The sequence below is a fragment of the Desulfuromonas carbonis genome (assembly GCF_054658035.1).
Genome location: NZ_BAAHXR010000003.1, coordinates 1,379,315 through 1,397,974, shown reverse-complemented (window position 1 = coordinate 1,397,974; position 18,660 = coordinate 1,379,315). Strand labels below are relative to the sequence as shown.

18 protein-coding genes are annotated in these 18,660 nt (G+C 60.3%); 12 read left to right on the top strand and 6 right to left on the bottom strand.

Going from position 1 to position 18,660, the window contains the following annotated elements; genetic code table 11:
• Positions 1-175: 175 nt before the first annotated feature.
• From ACYQ8E_RS13375 to ACYQ8E_RS13365, 3 genes are all read right to left on the bottom strand, one after another.
• The gene (locus ACYQ8E_RS13375) at positions 176-883 is read right to left on the bottom strand and encodes a response regulator (RefSeq protein WP_066723586.1); all 708 of its coding nucleotides are present in this window, start codon (positions 881-883) and stop codon (positions 176-178) included.
• Positions 880-3,993, bottom strand: coding sequence for an efflux RND transporter permease subunit (locus ACYQ8E_RS13370; protein WP_066723583.1), 3,114 nt, complete (start codon positions 3,991-3,993; stop codon positions 880-882). Before ACYQ8E_RS13370 ends, ACYQ8E_RS13375 begins: the two co-directional genes overlap by 4 nt.
• 84 nt (positions 3,994-4,077) lie before the next feature.
• On the bottom strand, positions 4,078-5,208 hold the full coding sequence (locus ACYQ8E_RS13365; protein ID WP_066723579.1) for an efflux RND transporter periplasmic adaptor subunit: 1,131 nt from the start codon (positions 5,206-5,208) through the stop codon (positions 4,078-4,080).
• A gap of 282 nt (positions 5,209-5,490) precedes the next feature.
• On the opposite strand from ACYQ8E_RS13365, the gene ACYQ8E_RS13360 reads away from it, so the two are divergent.
• Positions 5,491-6,684 carry a S1 RNA-binding domain-containing protein gene (locus tag ACYQ8E_RS13360; protein ID WP_066723577.1) on the top strand — a complete coding sequence of 398 codons (1,194 nt, stop codon included), beginning with the start codon at positions 5,491-5,493 and terminating at the stop codon, positions 6,682-6,684.
• 65 nt (positions 6,685-6,749) lie between these two features.
• Positions 6,750-7,301 carry a YaeQ family protein gene (locus ACYQ8E_RS13355; protein ID WP_066723574.1) on the top strand — a complete coding sequence of 184 codons (552 nt, stop codon included), beginning with the start codon at positions 6,750-6,752 and terminating at the stop codon, positions 7,299-7,301.
• Between the two features lie 17 nt (positions 7,302-7,318).
• Here ACYQ8E_RS13355 and ACYQ8E_RS13350 read toward each other — a convergent pair whose 3' ends face one another.
• Positions 7,319-7,972 carry a cyclase family protein gene (locus ACYQ8E_RS13350; RefSeq protein WP_459861079.1) on the bottom strand — a complete coding sequence of 218 codons (654 nt, stop codon included), beginning with the start codon at positions 7,970-7,972 and terminating at the stop codon, positions 7,319-7,321.
• 112 nt (positions 7,973-8,084) lie between these two features.
• Between ACYQ8E_RS13350 and ACYQ8E_RS13345 the strand changes: the two genes are divergently transcribed.
• The 8 genes from ACYQ8E_RS13345 to ACYQ8E_RS13310 all read left to right on the top strand — a co-directional run bounded on the left by ACYQ8E_RS13345 (position 8,085) and on the right by ACYQ8E_RS13310 (position 14,310).
• The gene (locus ACYQ8E_RS13345) at positions 8,085-8,843 is read left to right on the top strand and encodes an RNA methyltransferase (RefSeq protein ID WP_066723569.1); all 759 of its coding nucleotides are present in this window, start codon (positions 8,085-8,087) and stop codon (positions 8,841-8,843) included.
• Between the two features lie 72 nt (positions 8,844-8,915).
• Complete coding sequence (locus ACYQ8E_RS13340; RefSeq protein WP_066723567.1) at positions 8,916-9,173, top strand: AtpZ/AtpI family protein; 258 nt, start codon at positions 8,916-8,918, stop codon at positions 9,171-9,173.
• Positions 9,157-9,522 (top strand): ATP synthase subunit I, encoded by a 366-nt coding sequence (locus tag ACYQ8E_RS13335; RefSeq protein WP_066723565.1) that lies wholly within the window; start codon positions 9,157-9,159, stop codon positions 9,520-9,522. Before ACYQ8E_RS13340 ends, ACYQ8E_RS13335 begins: the two co-directional genes overlap by 17 nt.
• A gap of 17 nt (positions 9,523-9,539) precedes the next feature.
• On the top strand, positions 9,540-10,214 hold the full coding sequence (atpB, locus tag ACYQ8E_RS13330; protein ID WP_066723562.1) for a F0F1 ATP synthase subunit A: 675 nt from the start codon (positions 9,540-9,542) through the stop codon (positions 10,212-10,214).
• A 92-nt stretch (positions 10,215-10,306) separates the two neighbouring features.
• Complete coding sequence (atpE, locus tag ACYQ8E_RS13325) at positions 10,307-10,573, top strand: ATP synthase F0 subunit C (RefSeq protein WP_066723560.1); 267 nt, start codon at positions 10,307-10,309, stop codon at positions 10,571-10,573.
• A 276-nt stretch (positions 10,574-10,849) separates the two neighbouring features.
• Positions 10,850-12,619 carry a cytochrome c3 family protein gene (locus ACYQ8E_RS13320; RefSeq protein ID WP_231875377.1) on the top strand — a complete coding sequence of 590 codons (1,770 nt, stop codon included), beginning with the start codon at positions 10,850-10,852 and terminating at the stop codon, positions 12,617-12,619.
• A 71-nt stretch (positions 12,620-12,690) separates the two neighbouring features.
• A complete protein-coding gene (locus tag ACYQ8E_RS13315; protein ID WP_066723554.1) occupies positions 12,691-12,921 on the top strand; it encodes a hypothetical protein in 231 nt (76 codons plus the stop codon).
• 234 nt (positions 12,922-13,155) lie between these two features.
• Positions 13,156-14,310 (top strand): NapC/NirT family cytochrome c, encoded by a 1,155-nt coding sequence (locus ACYQ8E_RS13310; protein ID WP_066723552.1) that lies wholly within the window; start codon positions 13,156-13,158, stop codon positions 14,308-14,310.
• An 81-nt stretch (positions 14,311-14,391) separates the two neighbouring features.
• On the opposite strand, the gene ACYQ8E_RS13305 is transcribed toward ACYQ8E_RS13310, so the two are convergent.
• Together ACYQ8E_RS13305 and ACYQ8E_RS13300 are read right to left on the bottom strand one after the other, a co-directional pair.
• Entirely contained in the window at positions 14,392-14,547 is a 156-nt protein-coding gene (locus ACYQ8E_RS13305; RefSeq protein WP_157471708.1) for a hypothetical protein, read from the bottom strand.
• A 466-nt stretch (positions 14,548-15,013) separates the two neighbouring features.
• Positions 15,014-16,822, bottom strand: a complete 1,809-nt coding sequence (locus tag ACYQ8E_RS13300) for a DUF2339 domain-containing protein (protein ID WP_066723550.1) — start codon at positions 16,820-16,822, stop codon at positions 15,014-15,016.
• A gap of 578 nt (positions 16,823-17,400) precedes the next feature.
• Between ACYQ8E_RS13300 and ACYQ8E_RS13295 the strand changes: the two genes are divergently transcribed.
• Both ACYQ8E_RS13295 and ACYQ8E_RS13290 read left to right on the top strand, forming a co-directional pair.
• Positions 17,401-17,871 carry a cytochrome c3 family protein gene (locus tag ACYQ8E_RS13295; RefSeq protein WP_066723548.1) on the top strand — a complete coding sequence of 157 codons (471 nt, stop codon included), beginning with the start codon at positions 17,401-17,403 and terminating at the stop codon, positions 17,869-17,871.
• Between the two features lie 3 nt (positions 17,872-17,874).
• A complete protein-coding gene (locus tag ACYQ8E_RS13290; protein WP_066723546.1) occupies positions 17,875-18,648 on the top strand; it encodes a 4Fe-4S dicluster domain-containing protein in 774 nt (257 codons plus the stop codon).
• Positions 18,649-18,660 lie beyond the last annotated feature (12 nt).

Here is an 18,660-nt window from a genome sequence, read left to right as displayed (position 1 = left end):
ACATCTCCCGTCCAGGACCGATGCGGATTGGTTGCAGACCTGCAGAGTGGTGGCGACTGCAAGGATACACAACCATGCCTAAAGTTCCGCAAAGTATTTCAAATAAATTGTGAAAATCAAGGGGCTTGAAAAAATTTTCCTGCTGCCACCAGCCGGCCACGGTCGGGCCGGCTATTCAGGTGGTAAGCGAACGGATAAAACCATTGAGAACGCCGGCAACCGAGGCGGGGATGTCAATAAACTTGATGCCCAATCCGACCGGGTGGTTCGGCTTGAAGGGCTTTTCTTTGGTGTTGAGCCAGCCGACCTTGCCGCGGCACTTGATCCAGGGACCCTGCTCCCCGGGGCGGCAGAGCTGCAGTTCGAGCTGGACCACCGTCCCCGGGGGGAGGGTTTCGCCGCTCTCGACGAAGAGGCCACCGCTGCTGATGTCGAGCCCCTTGGCGGCAATGACCCGATCCGCGAGCGGGATGCGAACCCGGATCAGGCAGTGCCGGCGCGGCTCGCGTACCCCAGCCAGGAAACTGCGGCCGATCTCGAGAAAACGGGTACGGTCAAGGGGCTTGGTAAGGATCGCGTCGGAGCCGGCCGCCCGGCTACGGTCCTGATGCTCGGTGGCAAGTTCGTTACAGACCAGGACGATGGGGATGGTCTTCAACTCCGGGTCGGTCTTGAGGCGCCGACAGCACTCGTCCCCAGCCAGGTCCGGCAGGTCATAGGAGAGGTAAACCAGGTGCGGCCGCTCCTGGCGGCAGAGCGCCAGGGCCTGTTCGCCGCTGCGTGCCTCCACCAGCTCGACCGGTGCGTTGCGCAGAAACTGGCTCTCGATGGTCAGAAAAAACCGGGAATCATCGACCAGCAGAATCTTGGACTTTTCCGTCATACGCCATCCTGACCAGAGGATTGGTTGGGAACCGTCAACTCCGTGGCACCGGTGGCGGAATGATCCCGGGCCACCAGCATGTAAATGGAGGGGATAACGAAGAGCGTGAACAAGGTGCCGATGGCCATGCCGCCGACCAGCACCAGACCGATGGAGTTTCGCGCGGCGGCCCCCGCGCCGGTCACCAGGGTGAGGGGGAAATGGCCGGCGATCGTCGCCGCGGTGGTCATCAGGATCGGCCGCAGCCGGGTCATGGCGGCGCTCTGGATCGCCGCGAGCTTCTTCTCCCCCTGCACCTGCAGCGTATTGGCAAACTCGACGATGAGGATGCCGTTCTTGCTGACCAGGCCGACCAGGGTCACCAGGCCGACCTGGCTGTAGATATTGAGGGTGGTGGTCCAGCCCTGGGTCCAGAAGGGGACATTCGGGTCGGGCATCTTCAGGAAGGTGAAGATCAGGGCACCGAACATCGCCAGCGGTACCGACCCGGCGAGGATGACGAAAGGATCCCGGAAACTGTTGAACTGGGCCGCGAGGACCAGAAAGATGAGAATGATCGCCAGCCCGAAGGTCGGCAAAAATTGGTTGCCCTCGGTTCGCAGCTGGCGCGATTCGCCAGTGTAGTCGAGAACATAACCCTTGGGAAGGATTTTTGTCGCCTCATTCTCGAGGAAGCCGAGGGCCTCGTCGAGGGGGCGGACCGCGACGCCGCTGATTGTCACCGCGTTGAGCTGCTGGAACCGGTTCAGGGAACGGGGGACGACACTCTCGCGCAGGGTTGCCACCGTCGCAAGGGGGACCAGCTCCCCGCCGGGTCCGGTGATGTGAATGTCGCGCAGCTGCTCGGCCGTCAGGCGGTCGATGCGCTGTACCTGCGGGATCACCTTGTAACTGCGACCGGCGATATCAAAACGGTTGACGAAATTGCCGCCGACCATCGCCGAGACATCCGCCCCGACTTGGCCGAGATCGAGGCCGAGATCGGCCACCTTGTCGCGGTCAATGACAAACTCGGCCTGGGGCTGGTCGATCTTGACGTCGATCAGGGGCGGGAAGGCAAACAGCCCGCTCTGCGTCGCCTTCTGCTGCAACTGCCGGGCAAAGTCGAGAATCTGGTCCGCCTCGGCGGTCGAGGCGAGGATGAATTCGACCGGGAACTGGCCGCCGCCCGGGAGGGCCGGCGGCAGCACCGGGAACATCTGGATACCGGGGATGGCCGCAAGCTTCTGCTGCACCTCGGGGAGGATCTGGAAGATGGTGCGCTCCCGCGCGTCCCAGGGTTTCACCACCATGCCGCCGAAACCGCTGGTCGGAAAAGTGACCTGAAAGGTGAACTCGGTCTCCGGAGTGCTGACAAAGGCCTGGTTGGCGGCCGCAGCATAGAGGCTGGTCTGGTCCAGGGTCGAGTTGGCCGCCGCGTCGAGGATGCCGAAGATGACCCCCTGGTCCTCGGTCGGCGCCAGTTCCTTGGCCGACATGGTGAACATCGGTACCGTCAGGACGCAAATTGCCAGCCAGACCAGATAGACCAGCGGGCGGCGGCGCAGGGTCGCGGCGAGCCAGCGCCCATAACGGCTGCGGAAACGGCTGAAGTCGCGGTTGATCCTGCCGGCGAAGCCGCGCTCTGCGCTCCCCGGCTTGAGCAGCTTGGCCGACATCATCGGCGACAGGGTCAAAGCGATGATCCCGGAGATCGCCACCGCCCCGGCGAGAGTAAAGGCAAACTCGCGGAAGAGGGAACCGGTCAACCCGCCCTGCAGGCCGATGGGAGCGTAGACCGCCGCCAGGGTGATGGTCATGGCGATGATCGGGCCGACCAGTTCGCGGGCGCCGAGCAGGGCGGCATTGAAGGGCGCCTCGCCCAGGCCGATGTGACGCTCGACGTTCTCGACGACGACGATCGCATCATCGACGACAAGGCCGACGGAGAGGACGACGGCGAGCAGGGTCAGCAGGTTGATGGTGAATCCGAAAACCTGCATCAGGAAGACCGCGCCGATCAGCGATAGGGGAATCGCCACTACCGGGATGAAGACCGAGCGCAATGACCCGAGGAAGAGAAAGATGATAACGATGACAATCAGCAGGGTGTCGCCGAGAGTCTTGAGCACCTCGTGAATGGCGTTGTTGATATATTCGGTGGCGTCGTAGGCGACCCGTGCCTGCATCCCGGTCGGCAGATCCTTCTGCACCCCCTCCATCTCGGCCCGCACCCGGCTGATGACATCGATGGAGTTGGCGTTGGGGAGAGGCCAGATCCCGATGAAGACCGCGGTCTGGCCGGTAAAGCGGACCTCGGCGTTGTAATCTTCGGCGCCGAGGGCGATGTCGGCGATATCCCCGAGGCGGACGATGGCCCCGTCGACTTCCCGAACCACCAAGCGCTTGAACTCGGGGACCGAGGTCAGGTTGGTGTCGGCACTGAGGTTGACCTGGATCAGCGCCCCCTTGGTCTGGCCGAGCGCCGCCAGGTAGTTGTTGGCGGCCAGGGCCTGACGCACCTGTACCGGGGTGATGTTGTGCGCCGCCATCGCGGCCGGCTTGAGCCAGATGCGCATGGCGAAGGTTCTGGCGCCGAGAATGTCGGCGCGCTGAACCCCCTGCAGGGCCGACAGCCGCGGCTGAACATTGCGCACCAGGTAGTCGGTGATCTCGTTCTGCTGCAGCAGGTCGGAGTGGAAGCTGAGGTAGGCCGAGGCGAACTGGCTGTCGGCCGATTCGATATTGATGACCGGAACCTCGGCCTCGGGCGGGAGATCGGCGCGCACCTGGTCGACCTTGGAACTGATCTCGGCGAGGGCCTTGGTGGCGTCGTAGTTGAGCTTGAGCCGGGCGGTGATGGTGGACAGTCCGAGCTGGCTCTGCGACTGCAGGTAATCGATGCCGTCAGCGGCGGCGATCGCCCGTTCCAGCGGCGTGGTGATAAAACCGCGCACCAGCTCGGCACTGGCACCGACGTAGACCGTGGTCACCGTCACCGAGGCATTTTCACTGCGCGGATACTGGCGCACGTTGAGGGTCCGCATCGCCTGGAGACCGGCGATGACGATGACCAGGCTGATCACCAGGGCGAGGACCGGACGGCGAATGAAGAGATCGGTGAATTTCATAGGCTTTTAAGTGCCGGGCAACGGAAACAACCAGGCGGGTACGGACGCCACACGGGATTCCTCCCTCGCAGTCGGGGCCTGATTTTAATCATTCTGGGGTCGCGGGGCCAGTTTGAACTCGGGCTGGAGACTGTTGTCCACCACCACGCTCTGGCCGTTGCGCAGCTTGAAGACACCGGTACTGACAACCACTTCGCCCTCCTTCAGGCCTTCGGTGACAGCGACAAAATCGCCGCGTTTCTCCCCGAGATGGACGAATTGCTGGCGCAGGCTCTGGCTCCCCGGTTTCGCCTCCTCCTGCTGCGACGCTTCCACGACGAAGACCGAATCACCATAAGGGGCATAGAGGACTGCCGTCGCCGGGATAACCTGCACCGGAGTCTGTTCGGGCAAAACCACCTCGACATTGACATACATGCCCGGGCGCAGCTTCTCCTCGGCATTTTTCAAGGTCGCCTGGAGCCGGACATTGCGGGTGGCCGGATCGACTTCCGGGCTGATCGCGGTAATTTCCCCGGTCAGGGTCTTCCCGGGCATGGCATCGCTGGTCACTTGTACCGGGAACCGGAGCCCGACTTCAGCGAGCTGTTGCTGGGGGAGGGAAAAGTCGACGAAAATCGGATCGAGGACCTGCAGGGAAACGATACCATCCCCTTCGCGCAGGATCTGCCCGAGATTGACCAGGCGAATCCCGAGCCGCCCGGAGAAGGGCGCCCGGACACTCTTCTTGGCCATCACGGCGCGCAGGTTGTCAACCGCGGCCTGGGCCTTGCGTTCAGCCGCCGCGGCGGCGTCGAGCTCGGCCTGGGAGATAAAGCGCTCCTGCAGCAGCATCCGGGAGCGCTCCAGATTGGCCCGGGCCAGGGTCAGTTCCGCCTCCGCTCCCGGCAACTGGGCCTGTTCGGTGGAGATGTCCTGCTGTAGCAGCAGCGTCCCCTTTTCTACCCTGGAACCGGGGGTAAAGGGGATCGCGGTCACCTTCCCGGGCTGTTCCGCGGCAACCAGCACCCCCTGAACCGCGCTCAGCGAGCCGACGGCGCTCAGTCCCTGCGGCCAGGAGTCCCTGGTCACCGCGGCGGTGGTCACGATCGCCGGGGGCGGCACAAAGGCGGCCCCCTGGGCCATCAGCTTGCGAATCTGTAGAAACTTGACCCCGGCCAGGATCCCAGCCAGCAGCAACAGCCCGAAGATCGTCAGAAGAATCCCTTTTTTCATAAGCGGTAGATCCACCATCCTGGGGTTTGAGCGTGGCCACTCTCCCGGTGGGGAGAATTTTCGAATTGCTGACAGTTTACCTCTTAATTTCGGTCTGCGTCACCAGTTGGTAACGATACCATGCATTTTTCTGCTGTAAAAGCCCTTGCCGCCCTCCCCCCAAACCCGCTATGCTGGACGCGCAGCGGCAAACGGTCGCAATATCAGCCCCGGCCGGCGCCACCTATCCTTTCCTGCTGCCGCAGCTGGCAGCAGGCCAACCCCTCAGCCTCCGGTGACCCCATGAACGACGAACACGATCCCGACGCTCAGCACGACCCTGAAGAGGATTTTGCCGCCCTCCTCGAAACCAGCCTCGGCCGGACCACTCCCTTGCAACCGGGTCAGAAGATCGCGGCGACATTGCTGCAGATTGGTGCCGAGTGGGCCTTTCTCGATGTTGGGCAAAAGGGGGAAGGGGTGCTTGATGTCCGGGAGCTGCTCGGCCCTGACGGGGAATTGAGCCGGGAGCCGGGAGATAAGCTGGAGGTCTACTTCATCTCGCGCCAGGGGGGCGAGCTGCGCTTCACCACCCGCATCGGCGGCGGCAATTCGGGAACCGCCGAGCTGGAGGAGGCCTGGCGCAGCGGCATCCCGGTCGAGGGGAGAATCGAAAAAGAGGTCAAGGGGGGATATGAGATCCGGCTCCCCGGGAACGTCCGCGCCTTCTGCCCATTTTCCCAGCTCGGCTTGCACCGGGAGGGGGGAGCCGAGGATATCATCGGCGCGACCCGCGCCTTCAAGATCAGCCGTTTTTCCGAGCAGGGGCGCAATATTGTCGTCTCCCGCCGGGAACTGCTCGAAGAGGAACGGCAGCGGCAGCGGGAAGCGTTGCAGCAGACTCTCAAGGAAGGCGATGTTGTCACCGGCAAAATCACCTCGCTGCGCGACTTCGGCGCCTTTGTCGATATCGGCGGCATCGAAGGGCTGCTTCCTGTTTCCGAGGTCGCCTATGGCCGCGTCGATGACCTGCAGAGTCTGCTGCAGGTCGGCCAGCAACTGCAACTGGCGGTAAAGTCCCTCGACTGGGAGCGCAACCGCTTTTCCTTCAGCCTGCGCGACCTGCTGGCCGATCCCTGGAGCCAGCTCGGTAGCCGCTATCGCGAGGGGCAGACCCTGACCGGGACGGTCGCGCGCCTTGTCCCTTTCGGCGCCTTTGTCACCCTGGAGGAAGGTGTTGACGGCCTCATCCACATCTCGCGCCTCGGCCAGGGGCGGCAGCTCAAGCATGCCGGGGAGGTGTTGCAGCCCGGGCAGCAGCTGGCGGTCACCATCGAAAAGATCGACCTGGACCAGCGCCGCATTTCCCTGCTGCCGGCCGCGGAGGAGACGGCGGCTGATACCCCGAACTCCTACAGTGACCGCCCGGCCGGCGGCGGCATGGGTACCTTTGCCGACCTGTTAAAGGGGAATGGCAGCGCCAGGAAAAAACCTTGATTCCCGGATAACTCCTTGCGGGTCTGACCTCCTTGTTACTCCGGTCCTGATCGAAAAGAGACCCCATGGCCCTCCCCCCGACCATTTACCGTGCCACCCTGCAGCTCGCCGATATCGACCGCGGCTGTTACGAACAGCTCAGCGTGACCCTCGCGCGGCATCCGTCGGAGACCGCCGAACGGCTGGTGGCGCGCCTGTTGGCCTATGCGCTCTGTTACGAAGAGGGGCTCGCATTCAGCCGCGGGATTTCCGCCGGAGATGAACCCGACCTCTGGCGCAAGGGACCGGATGGCCGGGTCGCGACCTGGATCGAGGTCGGGCTCCCCGACGCCGAGCGACTGACCAAGGCGAGCCGCCACGCCGGCCGGGTTATCCTGCTCGCCTGCGGCAAGGGGCTGCCACGCTGGACCGAACAGCACCTCCCCCGCCTCTCCGCCCTGGGCAACCTCCAGGTTTTCACCCTCGAACCGTCCTTCCTGCAGGCGCTCGGGACGCACCTGGAACGGGGCATCGTCTGGGAAATCACCATCACGGCGGGCACCATCTACCTCGACTGCGGCGGGGTAAGCCTGGAGAGCCCCATTACCGCGCTCATCGGCGCCATGGCCGCGGACTGACTTCCCGCCCGGCCGCTTCATGGCGCCCGCCGGCGCAACAGCACCCGGGCCGGGGCGGCCTCGGCACCCAGCACCGGCAGCGGCAGACAGAGCAGGTCATAGGCGCCCGGAGTCACGGCTGCCAAATTCAAGCCTTCGATGATCCAGACCCCCGCCTCCAGCAGGCGTTTGTGGACCGCCGCCTGATCGCACGACAAGCCGGCGACGGAGAGATAATCGATGCCCAGGGTCTGCAGGCCCTGCCCGGCGAGCCAGGCCGCCGCGGCTTCGGTCAGGCCGAGGTAGTCGCGGCAGAACCGCCCCCGGCGATAGAGCTCGGAATTGCCGGTGCGCAACAGCACCCGCTCCCCGGCGGCGAACTTCAGACCGGAAAGATCGTCCCGGTCAACTACCCCGGTCGTCGCCACGGCGATGACCCGCGCCGGCCCGATCATCGCCGCTACCGGCATCTGGTCGATGGTAGCCCCACCGGCAAGGTAATGGCTCGGCGCATCGACATGGGTACCACTGTGGAGACCGGCCGCCAGCCGGGAGAGATTCGCCGGGTCACCACTGGCCAACTCTCCAAGCCGGGTCAGCTCGACCGGCGGGTCGCCGGGCCAGAGAACCATCCCCGGGGTGATCGGCACGGTAACGTCGAGCCATCCTGCGGCGTCTGCTGTTTCCATCATCTAGTCCTCCCTGCCCGCAGGCTGGTCCCGGGCTGATATTAAAGGGTCTTCTTCTCTGGCTGCCACGGCGCCTTGCGGTGCGCGGCATTTTCCCTGGGAATTTCCTGTCACAATGAATGCAGAGACTGCTCCTGTTGTCATCATCCTCGTCGAACCGCGCACTCCCGGCAATGTCGGCATGGTCGCCCGGGCGATGGCGAATTTTGGTTATGACGAATTACGCCTGGTAAATCCCTGCAATCATCTGGCCGATGAGGCGCGGCGCCTGGCCGTCGACGCGGCCGGCCTGCTCGAAAAGGCCCGCCTCTTCCCCGACCTGCAGTCCGCCCTGGCTGACTGCCAGCGTGCGGTCGCCGCGACCCGCCGGATCGGGAAACGGCGCGGCAGGAGCCTCGACGTGGCCGAGGTCGCCGACGAAACTCTCCAGCGTGACCCGGTGGAGCGCCTGGCCCTGGTCTTCGGGCGCGAGGATTCAGGACTGAGCAGTCCCGAGGTTGCGCTCTGCAGCCATACCGCCGCCATTGCGACGCCCGGCTCCCTCGGCTCCCTCAATCTGGCCCAGGCGGTCCTGATCTTCCTCTACGAACTCTCCCGCTCTGGCGCCCGTAGCGGAACCGCCGGGGAGGTCCCGGCCCAGGCCGAGCTCGAGCCGCTGTTCCAACAGCTGGCCGGGGTGCTCGACCGCATCGCCTTTCTTAACCGGCACCGCCCCGAGCATGTCCTGATGCCGCTGCGGCGGATTCTCACCCGCGGCATCGAAACCCGCCATGACCTCGCCTTGCTGCGGGCGCTCTGGGGACGTCTCGAGGAGAGCATCCATGACTGGCGGGGACGACGCCGCGGGGACGAAACCGGGGGAAAAACAAATTGACAACCCCCCCTGCCTATGCTATCTAAAACGGGTTTTGCGCCCCCTCTCCCGGTATGCTGTATACAATTACACATGGCTGAAGACAAGCACCAACTCTTCAAGGCGCTGGGTTTCCTCTCCAGCGTCGGCATTTCGATGGTGGCTTCGACCTTCATCGGCCTGGCGATGGGGTATTACCTTGACAAGTGGCTCGACACTGCACCCTGGATGACGCTGATCTTTCTCGGCTTCGGGATCATCTCCGGGTTTCGCAATATCTACATTCTGACTGACCGCGAGCTCAAACGGCAGCAGAGGGATAACCAGGAGAACGGTGACAAACCAGGATGACCAGCTGCTGCAGACCCTGGCCCGGCGCAACTGGGCGATTCTCGGCATCCTTGTCCTGCTCAGCCTGGCCTGGCGCTCGCGCGCGGTAAGTTTCGGAGTATTATCGGGCGGCCTGGTCGCCATCGTCGCCTACCACTGGCTGCAGTTCGCGCTGGTGCGGATTCTGGCGGAACCCGGGATGCAGCCGGCCAAACGATTTCGGGCCGGCTATGTCGTTCGACTGGCGGCTCTGGCCACGGTTCTGTTTCTGCTGGTTGGTATCATCAAGGTTCACCCCGTCGCCCTGATGGTAGGCTTATCGGTAGTCGTCTTCAATCTGCTTTGGACCACGCTTCGGCGATCGCTTTGAACGAGGAGTAAACCGTCATGACCCACCCATTTCTGTTCCTGAAGTGGCTCGAAGAGCAGCTTCACCTTCACCTCGGCGAGCACGTGACCTACACGTGGTTCGTTATGCTGGTACTGATCCTCGTCGCCTTTCTGGCTACCCGCGTCGTCAAGTTGGCGCCCTCCGGGCTGCAGAACTTCATGGAGTCGATCCTCACCGGCCTGATCAACCTAATCGAGGAGACGATGGGACCCAAGGGAATGGCATACTTTCCCCTCTTGGCCACCTTCGCCCTCTTTATCCTGGTGTCCAATCTGATCGCCCTGATCCCCGGCTTCTACCCGCCGACGGCCAACCTCAACACCAATGCCGCCCTCGCTCTCACCGTCTTCGTCATGACTCATGTCGTCGGCTTCAAGGAGCACGGCCTCTCCTATCTCAAGCACTTCATGGGGCCAATCCTGGCCCTCGCCCCACTGATCTTCATCATCGAGATCATCGGTCACCTGGCGCGCCCCCTCTCCCTGTCGTTGCGTCTTTTCGGCAACATGTACGGCCACGAGATCGTCCTGATGATCTTCATTGCGCTGGTCCCCTTCCTGCTGCCGGTGCCGATGATGCTGATGGGCGTGCTGGTCGCCTTCATTCAGACCTTTGTCTTCACCCTGCTGGCGATGATCTACATCGCCGGCGCGCTGGAAGAGGCGCATTGACATATCGATTCTTTTTCGGTTCGCAAGGGCGAATCGTCAGGTCCTATACTGTATAGGAACAACCATCACGGTCACAGAAAAGGAGTAGAACAATGGAATTTTTCGCATGGGCTATGGTAGCTGCCGGTATCGGCATGGGTCTCGGTTCTCTCGGTACCGGTATCGGTCAGGGTCTGGCCATTCAGAAAGCCGTTGAAGGCGTTGCCCGCAATCCCGGCGCCAGCGGCAAGATCCTCACCACCATGATGATCGGTCTGGCCATGATCGAGTCCCTCGCCATCTACGTTTTCGTCGTGGCGATGATCATCCTCTTCGCCAACCCCTTCACCGAAAAAGTGGTCGAGCTGCTCGCCAAGTAAGCTGCTCACCAACCAGTTTCAGGGCACGCAAGGCGCATCCGTTTCGGATGCGCCTTTTTTTATCTTCCCGTTCCATGGCGGACCCCTGAAATCTGCGGGCCCGGCAAAATTGAAACCTGGATTAATTTATTATTGCTAATTCGGCAAAGTTAATGCTATAAGTTCCAAGATTTTTAATTCAGGGAGGAGTTCATCATGTTACAGAATTCTGTTCGTGCCTTTCTAGTCCTTGTCATGTTGGCCTTTTTCAGCAGCCCTGTGCTGGCGGAAAAGGGAATGGCCATTGACCCGGCGACCTGCCTCGGCTGCCACGAGGACGTCGTGACGCCGGAAAATTTTGCCAATTCGGTCCACGGGAAAAACGCCTGTACCAGTTGTCACGTCGAAGTCACCGACCTGGCCAAACACGAGGATGGCGAGTTGATGCCGGGACCGGTCAACTGCGTCCGCTGTCACAAGAAAGAGACCGCTGAGCATTATGCCAGCGTTCACATGATGAATGATGTCGGCTGCGCCGATTGTCACACCGATATTCACATGCACACCTACTGGAAGGGGGACAAGCGCAAGGTCGTCGCCAAGTGTCTCCAGTGCCACGACGGCGAAATGGTTTACCAGAAATCGGTGCACGGTGAAGCCTTGGCGGCCGGCAACCAGGATTCAGCGGCCTGCAATGACTGCCATGGTCTCCACGAGATCAAACCCCTGGGGGACCCGACCTCCCACGATAACCGCCTCTTCCACACCGAGGTCTGCCTCAAGTGCCACGCCGACCAGGAGATGATGGAGCGCAACGGCGTCTTCCAGGTCGCCGTCAAAACCTACATGGAGAGCTACCACGGCAAGAACTACCGCCTCGGCTTCCCCGAGAAGGTGGCCGGCTGCGCCGATTGCCACACCTCCCATAATGTCCTTCCGGCCGCGAACCCCGATTCGAGTGTCAACCCGGGCAACCTGGTCAAAACCTGTTCCAAGTGCCATCCCAATTCGACCCCGCTCTTTGCCAAGTACTATTCCCACGGCGACTACAGTGACGCCGAGAAATTCCCGATCCTTTACTGGACCTTCAAGGGGATGGTCGGCCTCCTGGTCGGCACCTTTGCCGTCTTCTGGGTCCACACCCTGCTCTGGATGTTCCGCGGCTTCGTTGAGAACCGTGAAAAGCAACGGCTCCTGCACCAGGGGCATGCCCATCACATCGAGGATGGCGGCAAGCAGTACCTCCGTTTCCAGAAACGCCATATCATCCTCCACCTGACCGTCATCATCAGCTTCCTCGGGCTTTCCCTGACCGGACTCCCCCTGAAGTTCAGTGATCAGCACTGGGCCAAGGTTCTGATGTCCTTCTACGGCGGCACCTACTATGCCGGCTTGTTGCATCGCGGTTGCGCCATCTTGACCTTCTACTACTTCTTTGGCGCCATGATGCTCAGCGTCGACTTCCTCTTCTTCCGCAAGGACATCAAGGGGAACTTCCTGCAGCGCCTGTTCGGCCCCGATTCCCTTTGTCCCAACTTCCGCGACATCCGGGACGTCTCCGCAATGATCAAATGGTTCCTCTTCCGGGGTGAAAAACCGACCTTCGAGCGCTGGACCTACTGGGAAAAATTCGACTTCCTTGCCGTCTTCTGGGGTATGTTCGCCATCGGCGGCTCCGGCCTGCTGCTCTGGTTCCCTGAGCTATTCGGCGCATTTCTGCCGGGCTGGATGTTCAACGTGGCAACCATCGTTCACAGTGATGAAGCCCTGCTCGCTACCGGCTTTATCTTCACCGTCCACTTTTTCAATACCCACGGGCGGCCGGAGAAATTCCCCATGGATTTTGTCATCTTCAATGGGCAGATCTCCAAGGAGGAATTTATCGAGGAACGCGGTGCCCAGTGGCAACGCTACCAGGACGAGGGCGTTATTGAAAACCACGTCGCCCCCAAGACCAGTGGCGTAATCTACGACTTCTTCTTCAAGGGATTTGGGTTTATTGCCCTCTTTACCGGCATCGCCTGCCTGCTGATGATGGTGGTCGCCTTCATGAGCGGTAGTCACTAGCCCTTTTCCAACGGTGAATAATCCGGGGGAAGGGTCCGCCGCCCTTCCCCCGGAGAACTCAGGAGCCAACGATGAATCCCCATTCAGGTCTCGGTCTTGCCTATCTCTCCTTCGCCACCTACATTATTGGGGGTATTGCTACCTTCGGCGGCATTGCCCTCGCCCTCTTCGGCAAGGGGAGCGACCTCTTCGGCTGGGGTGATGGTCGCAGCATTGGCTACCTGTTGCTCTGCGTCGGCCTCTGTTTCAGCATCCTTGGCGTTTTGCTGATGCGCATCTTCAGAAATCGCCGGCTCATTTAGACGACGAAGATTCCCAAAAAGTGAAAAAGCCCCGCTGCCGGGAACTCGGCAGCGGGGCTTTTTCATTGGCAATTTTTGGTTAATATTTTATAACCTCCTGTTTTTAGGGCATTTTTTCGGCATTTTCCCTTGCCTTAATCCAGTTGCTGGTGTAATTTGGCGGCGTTTTGCAAACTTGGTGGAATCTTAACCATCCCACCGTGCCAAGAAAATTCTCCAAAAGAGGTAGCAATCATGTCGCGTTTCTTTGCCTGGTGTAAGCGCCATCTGCTTATCGTCACCCTGCTGGCGGTCGGTTTCTTCCTGGTCTTTGGATTTATTAATATCCAGATCCTGCACATGACCTCGGAGCCGGAATTCTGCGCCCTTTGCCATCCGGCCCAGGGTGTCGGTCCTCTCGCCGAAGTCGATTCCTGGGAGCACTCGGGGCATTCCGAAGCCGGGGTCTCCTGCCTGGACTGCCATGGTCGCCCCGGCGTTCTCGGCTACATGAAAGCCAAGCTTGGTGGTCTCAAGGACACCTATATGCAGCTGACCATTTCCAAGGAAGAGAAACTCTCCATTCTTTCCAACCCGAAAGCGGAGCTGGTACCACCGGAACACTGCCTCTTTTGCCACTCGGACGAGGGGAACAAGAGCTACCGCGAGAAATCGAAACTCCCCCTGCAGGTGGTTCACATGCGCCTGCTCGATACGGTTAAAAATCCCGAATTCCGCCTGCGCAAGGGGCTGCCCGACATCATGAACGACACCTTTGTCGGCGGGACCCACTTCGACCACTCATTCCATATTGAGTCCTTCGAGTTCGTTTGCCGGGATTGCCACTTCGGCGTCGTTCATAATCCGATGACCAAAACCGATCGCATGAACTTCTGCCTGATGTGCCATGCTGAGAACAAAGATTCTTCTGCGCCCCAATTGCAAGACTGCACTGTCTGCCATGAAGCCCAGTTCGACATGAACCGCGGCACCGGGGCGCTTGAAGTGGCCGGCGACGAAAGCATCATGCGCCAGGCCGGTGTCGGTTGTCTCGATTGTCATACCGGCGTGACACGCGGCACCTATCGTCCCTCCGGCGCTACCTGCCTCGGTTGTCATGACGATTCCTACGTCGAGGTCTTTAATATGTGGGAATCGGAAACCGGTGCCCTGCTGGAGGAGATCAAGGCCCAGCGGGTCGAGGTCGAGGAAGCGCTGAAGAAAGCCGACGAGGTTCATCGCAACACCACGGAGGCCTGGAAACGCTACGAAAAGGGGCTTTACAACCTGAAACTGGTGAAAAACGACGGGACCAGGGGCGTGCATAATGTCGACTATGCCCAGGCGGTCCTGAAATCTGTCGGCAAGGATTTCTCCGCGGTTTTGCAGGAACTCAACAAATCCTGGTAAGCCAACAGTTAAGACCCCGCGACAGAAAGAGGGAGCGCCCAGGTGGCGCTCCCTCTTTTGTTGTCTGCAGAGCGGACTGGCTTACATCATTTTGGCGCCCAGGTAGGCAAGGGCGGGCCAGGCGAGCAAAACGGCGCTGATCGCCGCGAAGACGCCAAGTACCGACAATACCGTGAGGACGTAGGCAGTGCTGGCAAGATTTTTTCCCTCTTTGCTGGTGAGTGCTTGGGCTTCCATTGAGTGCTTCCCTTTCGTTGCTTGGTATTTATCCATATCTATGGATTCAAGGATTTTGACGGACCATAACAGGGGGCCCAACGGCCCCCTGTTAGCAAAGGATATTAGAAAAGTTTGGACCCCAGGTAGGCAAGCGCCGGCCAGGCAATCAAAACCGCACTGATCGTTGCGAAAATACCGACGACACCAAGAAGGCCAAGGACATAACCGGTTTTCGCGACATCCATGAAACGAGATTCGGTAGTCATAAGTCACCTCTCTGCTGGGGTTGTGAGCTGTTCCGGCGGAGGCGCCCCCGAAACAACACTTGGCTGATTTTAATTATGTTTCTGTTATTTGCCTCTTTTAATACAGACAATAGCAGCACCCCGGCAGGCCTGTCAATATGAAAAAGGATTAAATATTAATTTTTTATTTAATCCCTCAAATTTTATATTTTTAATCCCCGTTGGCGCACCATGTTGTTTCAAGCTTCGGCCACCGTCTGACTCTCTGCGGTCGGCTCCTGCTCGCCACTTGCGGACTTTTGCCAGCGCCCAAGCACGATTGAATCCACCGCCGCCGCCAGGCCAAAGGAGAAGACACTGAGCACCAGGGGGACACCCTTGGCCCCCAGCAGGTCCCCAAAAAAGACTTTTGCCCCACCGACCAGGGTCACAAGAATCGCGACATTGCGTAATTCCCTGTTATCCCGCCATAGCGCCATTGCCATCAGGATAATCGCCGAGAGATTGATCAGCACACTCTGGTAGCAGCCAAAGGCCCCGGGGCCTTCGAGGTGAAAAACCCGCATGGCCTGATAGATGCCGACCCGCAAAGTGAAAAAGCCGCTGACAAGCGCCGCCAGCAATAACAGGATCGCGCTCCGGTCTTCCTTGTCAAAACGGGAAAAGACGAGGGACTCGGCCGCGGGAAGATGGGTCCGTACCCAGCGGAAATGCCAGAGTCCGATACAGGCCAGAGCGCCTGCCGCCAGGGCACTGAGTGCCGAAGGGGTGGCAACTTCGGTCCCCTGCAACTCCATGACCAGGGCACCACAGGCATAGAACTGGAGCAAATACGAGGTAACCCGCACCCCCCCGCTCTCCCAGCGCTGGGCGACCCAGGTCAGCCCCAGGGCAATAGCCGACAGGAGGGAAAGCGCCAGCAGCGGATGATCCAAAGCGAGGGGTAGCGCCATGGCGAGCAACACAACAGCCGCCAGGGAAAAGGCGTTCGTCCCCCGCGCCTTGTCGTCCCGGCGGGATCCCATCCAGTGAGCGATTCCCAGCAAGGCAAGGGCGAGGAGGGTGGCGACAATCCCCAGGACCTGAGGACTTCCATTACCGGCATTGACGACATAACGGCCGAGGACAAACAGCCAGCCGCAACTCAGTGTCGGCAGTGCCAGATCAAAGCGGGCCACCCGGTCCTGAGCTCGCCAGATGATTCCGACAATCGCAGTTCCGAGATAGAAGATGACAAAGATCGCCAACATCGGGAAAAAGCCGCTGAGGGCGAAGGGGAGATCGGAGTACTCCTGGCGGCCAAGAAAAATCCCCAGTTTGAAGCTCCATATCTGCAGGACCAGCAGGGTGAGAAGCAGGAGAATCCAGCGCAGCCAGGAGCATCGCTGCAGGCGGGTGGCGTAAACTCCGAAAAGATTCGCGGCCAGCAACAGGATCGCAAGATAGGGGAAGACCGGGTTCGGGTAATCGATGGCGAGACCGGCGATACTCATGCCTAAAGTACCGGCGAAGACCGGCGCGGCGACCCGGTTCAGGTAGCTGATCAGGGCCGCGGCGGCACCAACGATGGCGAGTATAATATAGGCCGGAACTGTGGGTAGGGCGTCGAAATGGGCGTGGGTTTCGGCAACGACACTGAACATCAGCAGGGTACCCGCTACCGCGAAAACCGGGGCGAGGGGGCTAGCCTGGCGATACTTGAAGGCGCCCCAGGCGATCAAGCCGCCGGCATAGACCATACCGAGCAGCGATCCGATCTGGGGATCGAGCAGCTGGTTGTCCGTCACGGTGCGCAGTGCCAGGGCGACCACCAGCAGGAAGCAGAGCGACGAAATCCGCGGTAACAGTGCGGTCCGCCCCACCCAGGAAAGGATCTCTTCCGAAGCATCCCCGGAATCGGCGGCAGCCACCTGGCGAGCAGCCTTGATCTTTCCAACCCCGCCACTTTCATATCTGGCGTCCAGCTCGGCAAGCCTGGAATTCAGCTCCCCTACCTGCGTTTCCAGCCAGACGACCCTCTCTTCCAGCGATTGTCGTTTCTCCGCCATTGCTGCAGCCTCCCTGCTTCGGACCCGGTTCCTAGATCACTCCTGCCTCCCGAATGGCACATTCGCTCCGACCCTGCCTGCACGAAGAAAAAGATTTGCTAGACTAAGCGGGCGAGAGAACGTGTACTAAATTTTTCATCATTATTCAGAGTTAATTTCTTTTTGTTTGCATAATATAACACTTTTTTATTATTTTTCATAGCAAGATTATTTTTGTCACCTGCATCGATCCGGTTCTGGTTTGGACAAAGAACATATGGACCCCTTCACTGGTCTACAACTAGACTGTTCATGGCGGCAGTTCAACAAGAAAGCAAATCTTAATCAAAAGTTGGGTTCAATTCCCCGCAGCTTGCTGCGCGATTTTTACTAAGGGTGTAGGCTGTTGATACCCCGTAGCTTGCTGCGGGGTAGTTCATTTTACGATAATATATTGCATAAATTGACTTTTTCTCATTGCTCCCGACTGATGCCAGGGCCGCAGGTCGCCCCTGTCCATAATTGACATTTCGGCAACAGCAATAATAATTGGCCAAAGAAACGTTGTTTTTATTTCATCTGATCGAAAGGGGTCCGCGGTGAAAAATCACGTCTGGAGGCCACTCTATGTGGTCATCGCCCTGGTCGTTGCCATCCTGTTGTTCCGGGCAATCTATGTACCCAAGGATTTTGGTGTTCAGGAAAGGGGCTATACCTTCGGCTTCCACCGCCTGGGGAACGAGCAGGAGTGGAAAGCCTTTCCGGCCAAGTACAAGGAGAGCAATTACTGCAATGAGTGCCACGAAGACAAGGTCGGCAGCCTGAGCGCCTCCCAACACGCCATGATCCCCTGTGAGAACTGCCACGGCCCGGCCCTGAACCACCCGGAGGACCCGGAGAAGCTGGCAATCGACCGCAGCCGTGACCTCTGTATTCGCTGCCACTCCGCGCTCGTCATGCCCTCGAGCGGACGCAACAACATCCCGGGCATCGATCCTGCCACCCACAACGCCGAGATGGGGTGCAGTGAATGCCACAATCCGCACAACCCGAGCCTGGAGGAGATGTAAGCCATGAAACGACGGGACTTTTTAAAGAGCACGGCCGTTTTTGTTTCCGGCGCCGCCCTCTCCCTCTCGGCCCTGGATATCCTGGAACCCGGCGAGGTCCTCGCCGCCAACCCCGAACTTCGCTGGGGTTTCCTGGTCGATACCTACAAATGCGTCGGCTGCGGATTTTGCGTCAAGGCCTGCAAGCTTGAAAACGAGATTCCGCTGGAAGCCAACGTCACCCGCACCTGGGTCGAGCGCTACATCATGACCAAGGACGGCCAGGTCTTGATGGATACCCCCAAGGGCGCTCTCAATGGCTTCACCACCAAACTGATCGATCAGAACGCCGACGGCATGAAAAAGGTTGCCGATGAGGAGATCGCCCAGGCGTTTTTCGTCCCCAAGCTCTGCAACCACTGCACCGTCCCGGCCTGCGTTCAGGTCTGCCCGGTCGGCGCCACCTACCAGACCGCCGACGGCGCCGTTCTGGTCGACCGCACCTGGTGCATCGGCTGTGGCTACTGCATCATGGGCTGCCCCTACGGCGTCCGCTTTTTCCACCCGGTGGAACATGTCGCCGACAAGTGCACCTTCTGCTACCACCGCATCTCCAACGGCGGGAATACGGCCTGCGCCCAGGCCTGCCCCTTTGGCGCCCGCCGCATCGGCAACCTGAGAGATCCCCGCGACCCCGTCGCCAGGGCGGTGCTGCATCAGCGCGTCGGCATCCTGCGCGATGAATACGGGACCAAACCGAATGTCTACTACATTGGCCTGAACGAGGAGGTGCGCTGATCATGGTCGAAC

What these genes read in the sequence shown, in the direction of transcription:
- ACYQ8E_RS13350 (WP_459861079.1), bottom strand. Translation starts at nt 7,972, where the DNA reads ATGATGGAAACAGCAGACGCCGCAGGATGGCTCGACGTTACCGTGCCG.
- ACYQ8E_RS13365 (WP_066723579.1), bottom strand. Translation starts at nt 5,208, where the DNA reads ATGAAAAAAGGGATTCTTCTGACGATCTTCGGGCTGTTGCTGCTGGCT.
- ACYQ8E_RS13300 (WP_066723550.1), bottom strand. Translation starts at nt 16,822, where the DNA reads ATGGCGGAGAAACGACAATCGCTGGAAGAGAGGGTCGTCTGGCTGGAA.
- ACYQ8E_RS13340 (WP_066723567.1), top strand. Translation starts at nt 8,916, where the DNA reads ATGGCTGAAGACAAGCACCAACTCTTCAAGGCGCTGGGTTTCCTCTCC.
- atpB (WP_066723562.1), top strand. Translation starts at nt 9,540, where the DNA reads ATGACCCACCCATTTCTGTTCCTGAAGTGGCTCGAAGAGCAGCTTCAC.
- ACYQ8E_RS13315 (WP_066723554.1), top strand. Translation starts at nt 12,691, where the DNA reads ATGAATCCCCATTCAGGTCTCGGTCTTGCCTATCTCTCCTTCGCCACC.
- ACYQ8E_RS13360 (WP_066723577.1), top strand. Translation starts at nt 5,491, where the DNA reads ATGAACGACGAACACGATCCCGACGCTCAGCACGACCCTGAAGAGGAT.
- ACYQ8E_RS13370 (WP_066723583.1), bottom strand. Translation starts at nt 3,993, where the DNA reads ATGAAATTCACCGATCTCTTCATTCGCCGTCCGGTCCTCGCCCTGGTG.
- ACYQ8E_RS13355 (WP_066723574.1), top strand. Translation starts at nt 6,750, where the DNA reads ATGGCCCTCCCCCCGACCATTTACCGTGCCACCCTGCAGCTCGCCGAT.
- ACYQ8E_RS13375 (WP_066723586.1), bottom strand. Translation starts at nt 883, where the DNA reads ATGACGGAAAAGTCCAAGATTCTGCTGGTCGATGATTCCCGGTTTTTT.
- ACYQ8E_RS13320 (WP_231875377.1), top strand. Translation starts at nt 10,850, where the DNA reads ATGGCCATTGACCCGGCGACCTGCCTCGGCTGCCACGAGGACGTCGTG.
- atpE (WP_066723560.1), top strand. Translation starts at nt 10,307, where the DNA reads ATGGAATTTTTCGCATGGGCTATGGTAGCTGCCGGTATCGGCATGGGT.
- ACYQ8E_RS13305 (WP_157471708.1), bottom strand. Translation starts at nt 14,547, where the DNA reads ATGGAAGCCCAAGCACTCACCAGCAAAGAGGGAAAAAATCTTGCCAGC.
- ACYQ8E_RS13310 (WP_066723552.1), top strand. Translation starts at nt 13,156, where the DNA reads ATGTCGCGTTTCTTTGCCTGGTGTAAGCGCCATCTGCTTATCGTCACC.
- ACYQ8E_RS13345 (WP_066723569.1), top strand. Translation starts at nt 8,085, where the DNA reads ATGAATGCAGAGACTGCTCCTGTTGTCATCATCCTCGTCGAACCGCGC.
- ACYQ8E_RS13290 (WP_066723546.1), top strand. Translation starts at nt 17,875, where the DNA reads ATGAAACGACGGGACTTTTTAAAGAGCACGGCCGTTTTTGTTTCCGGC.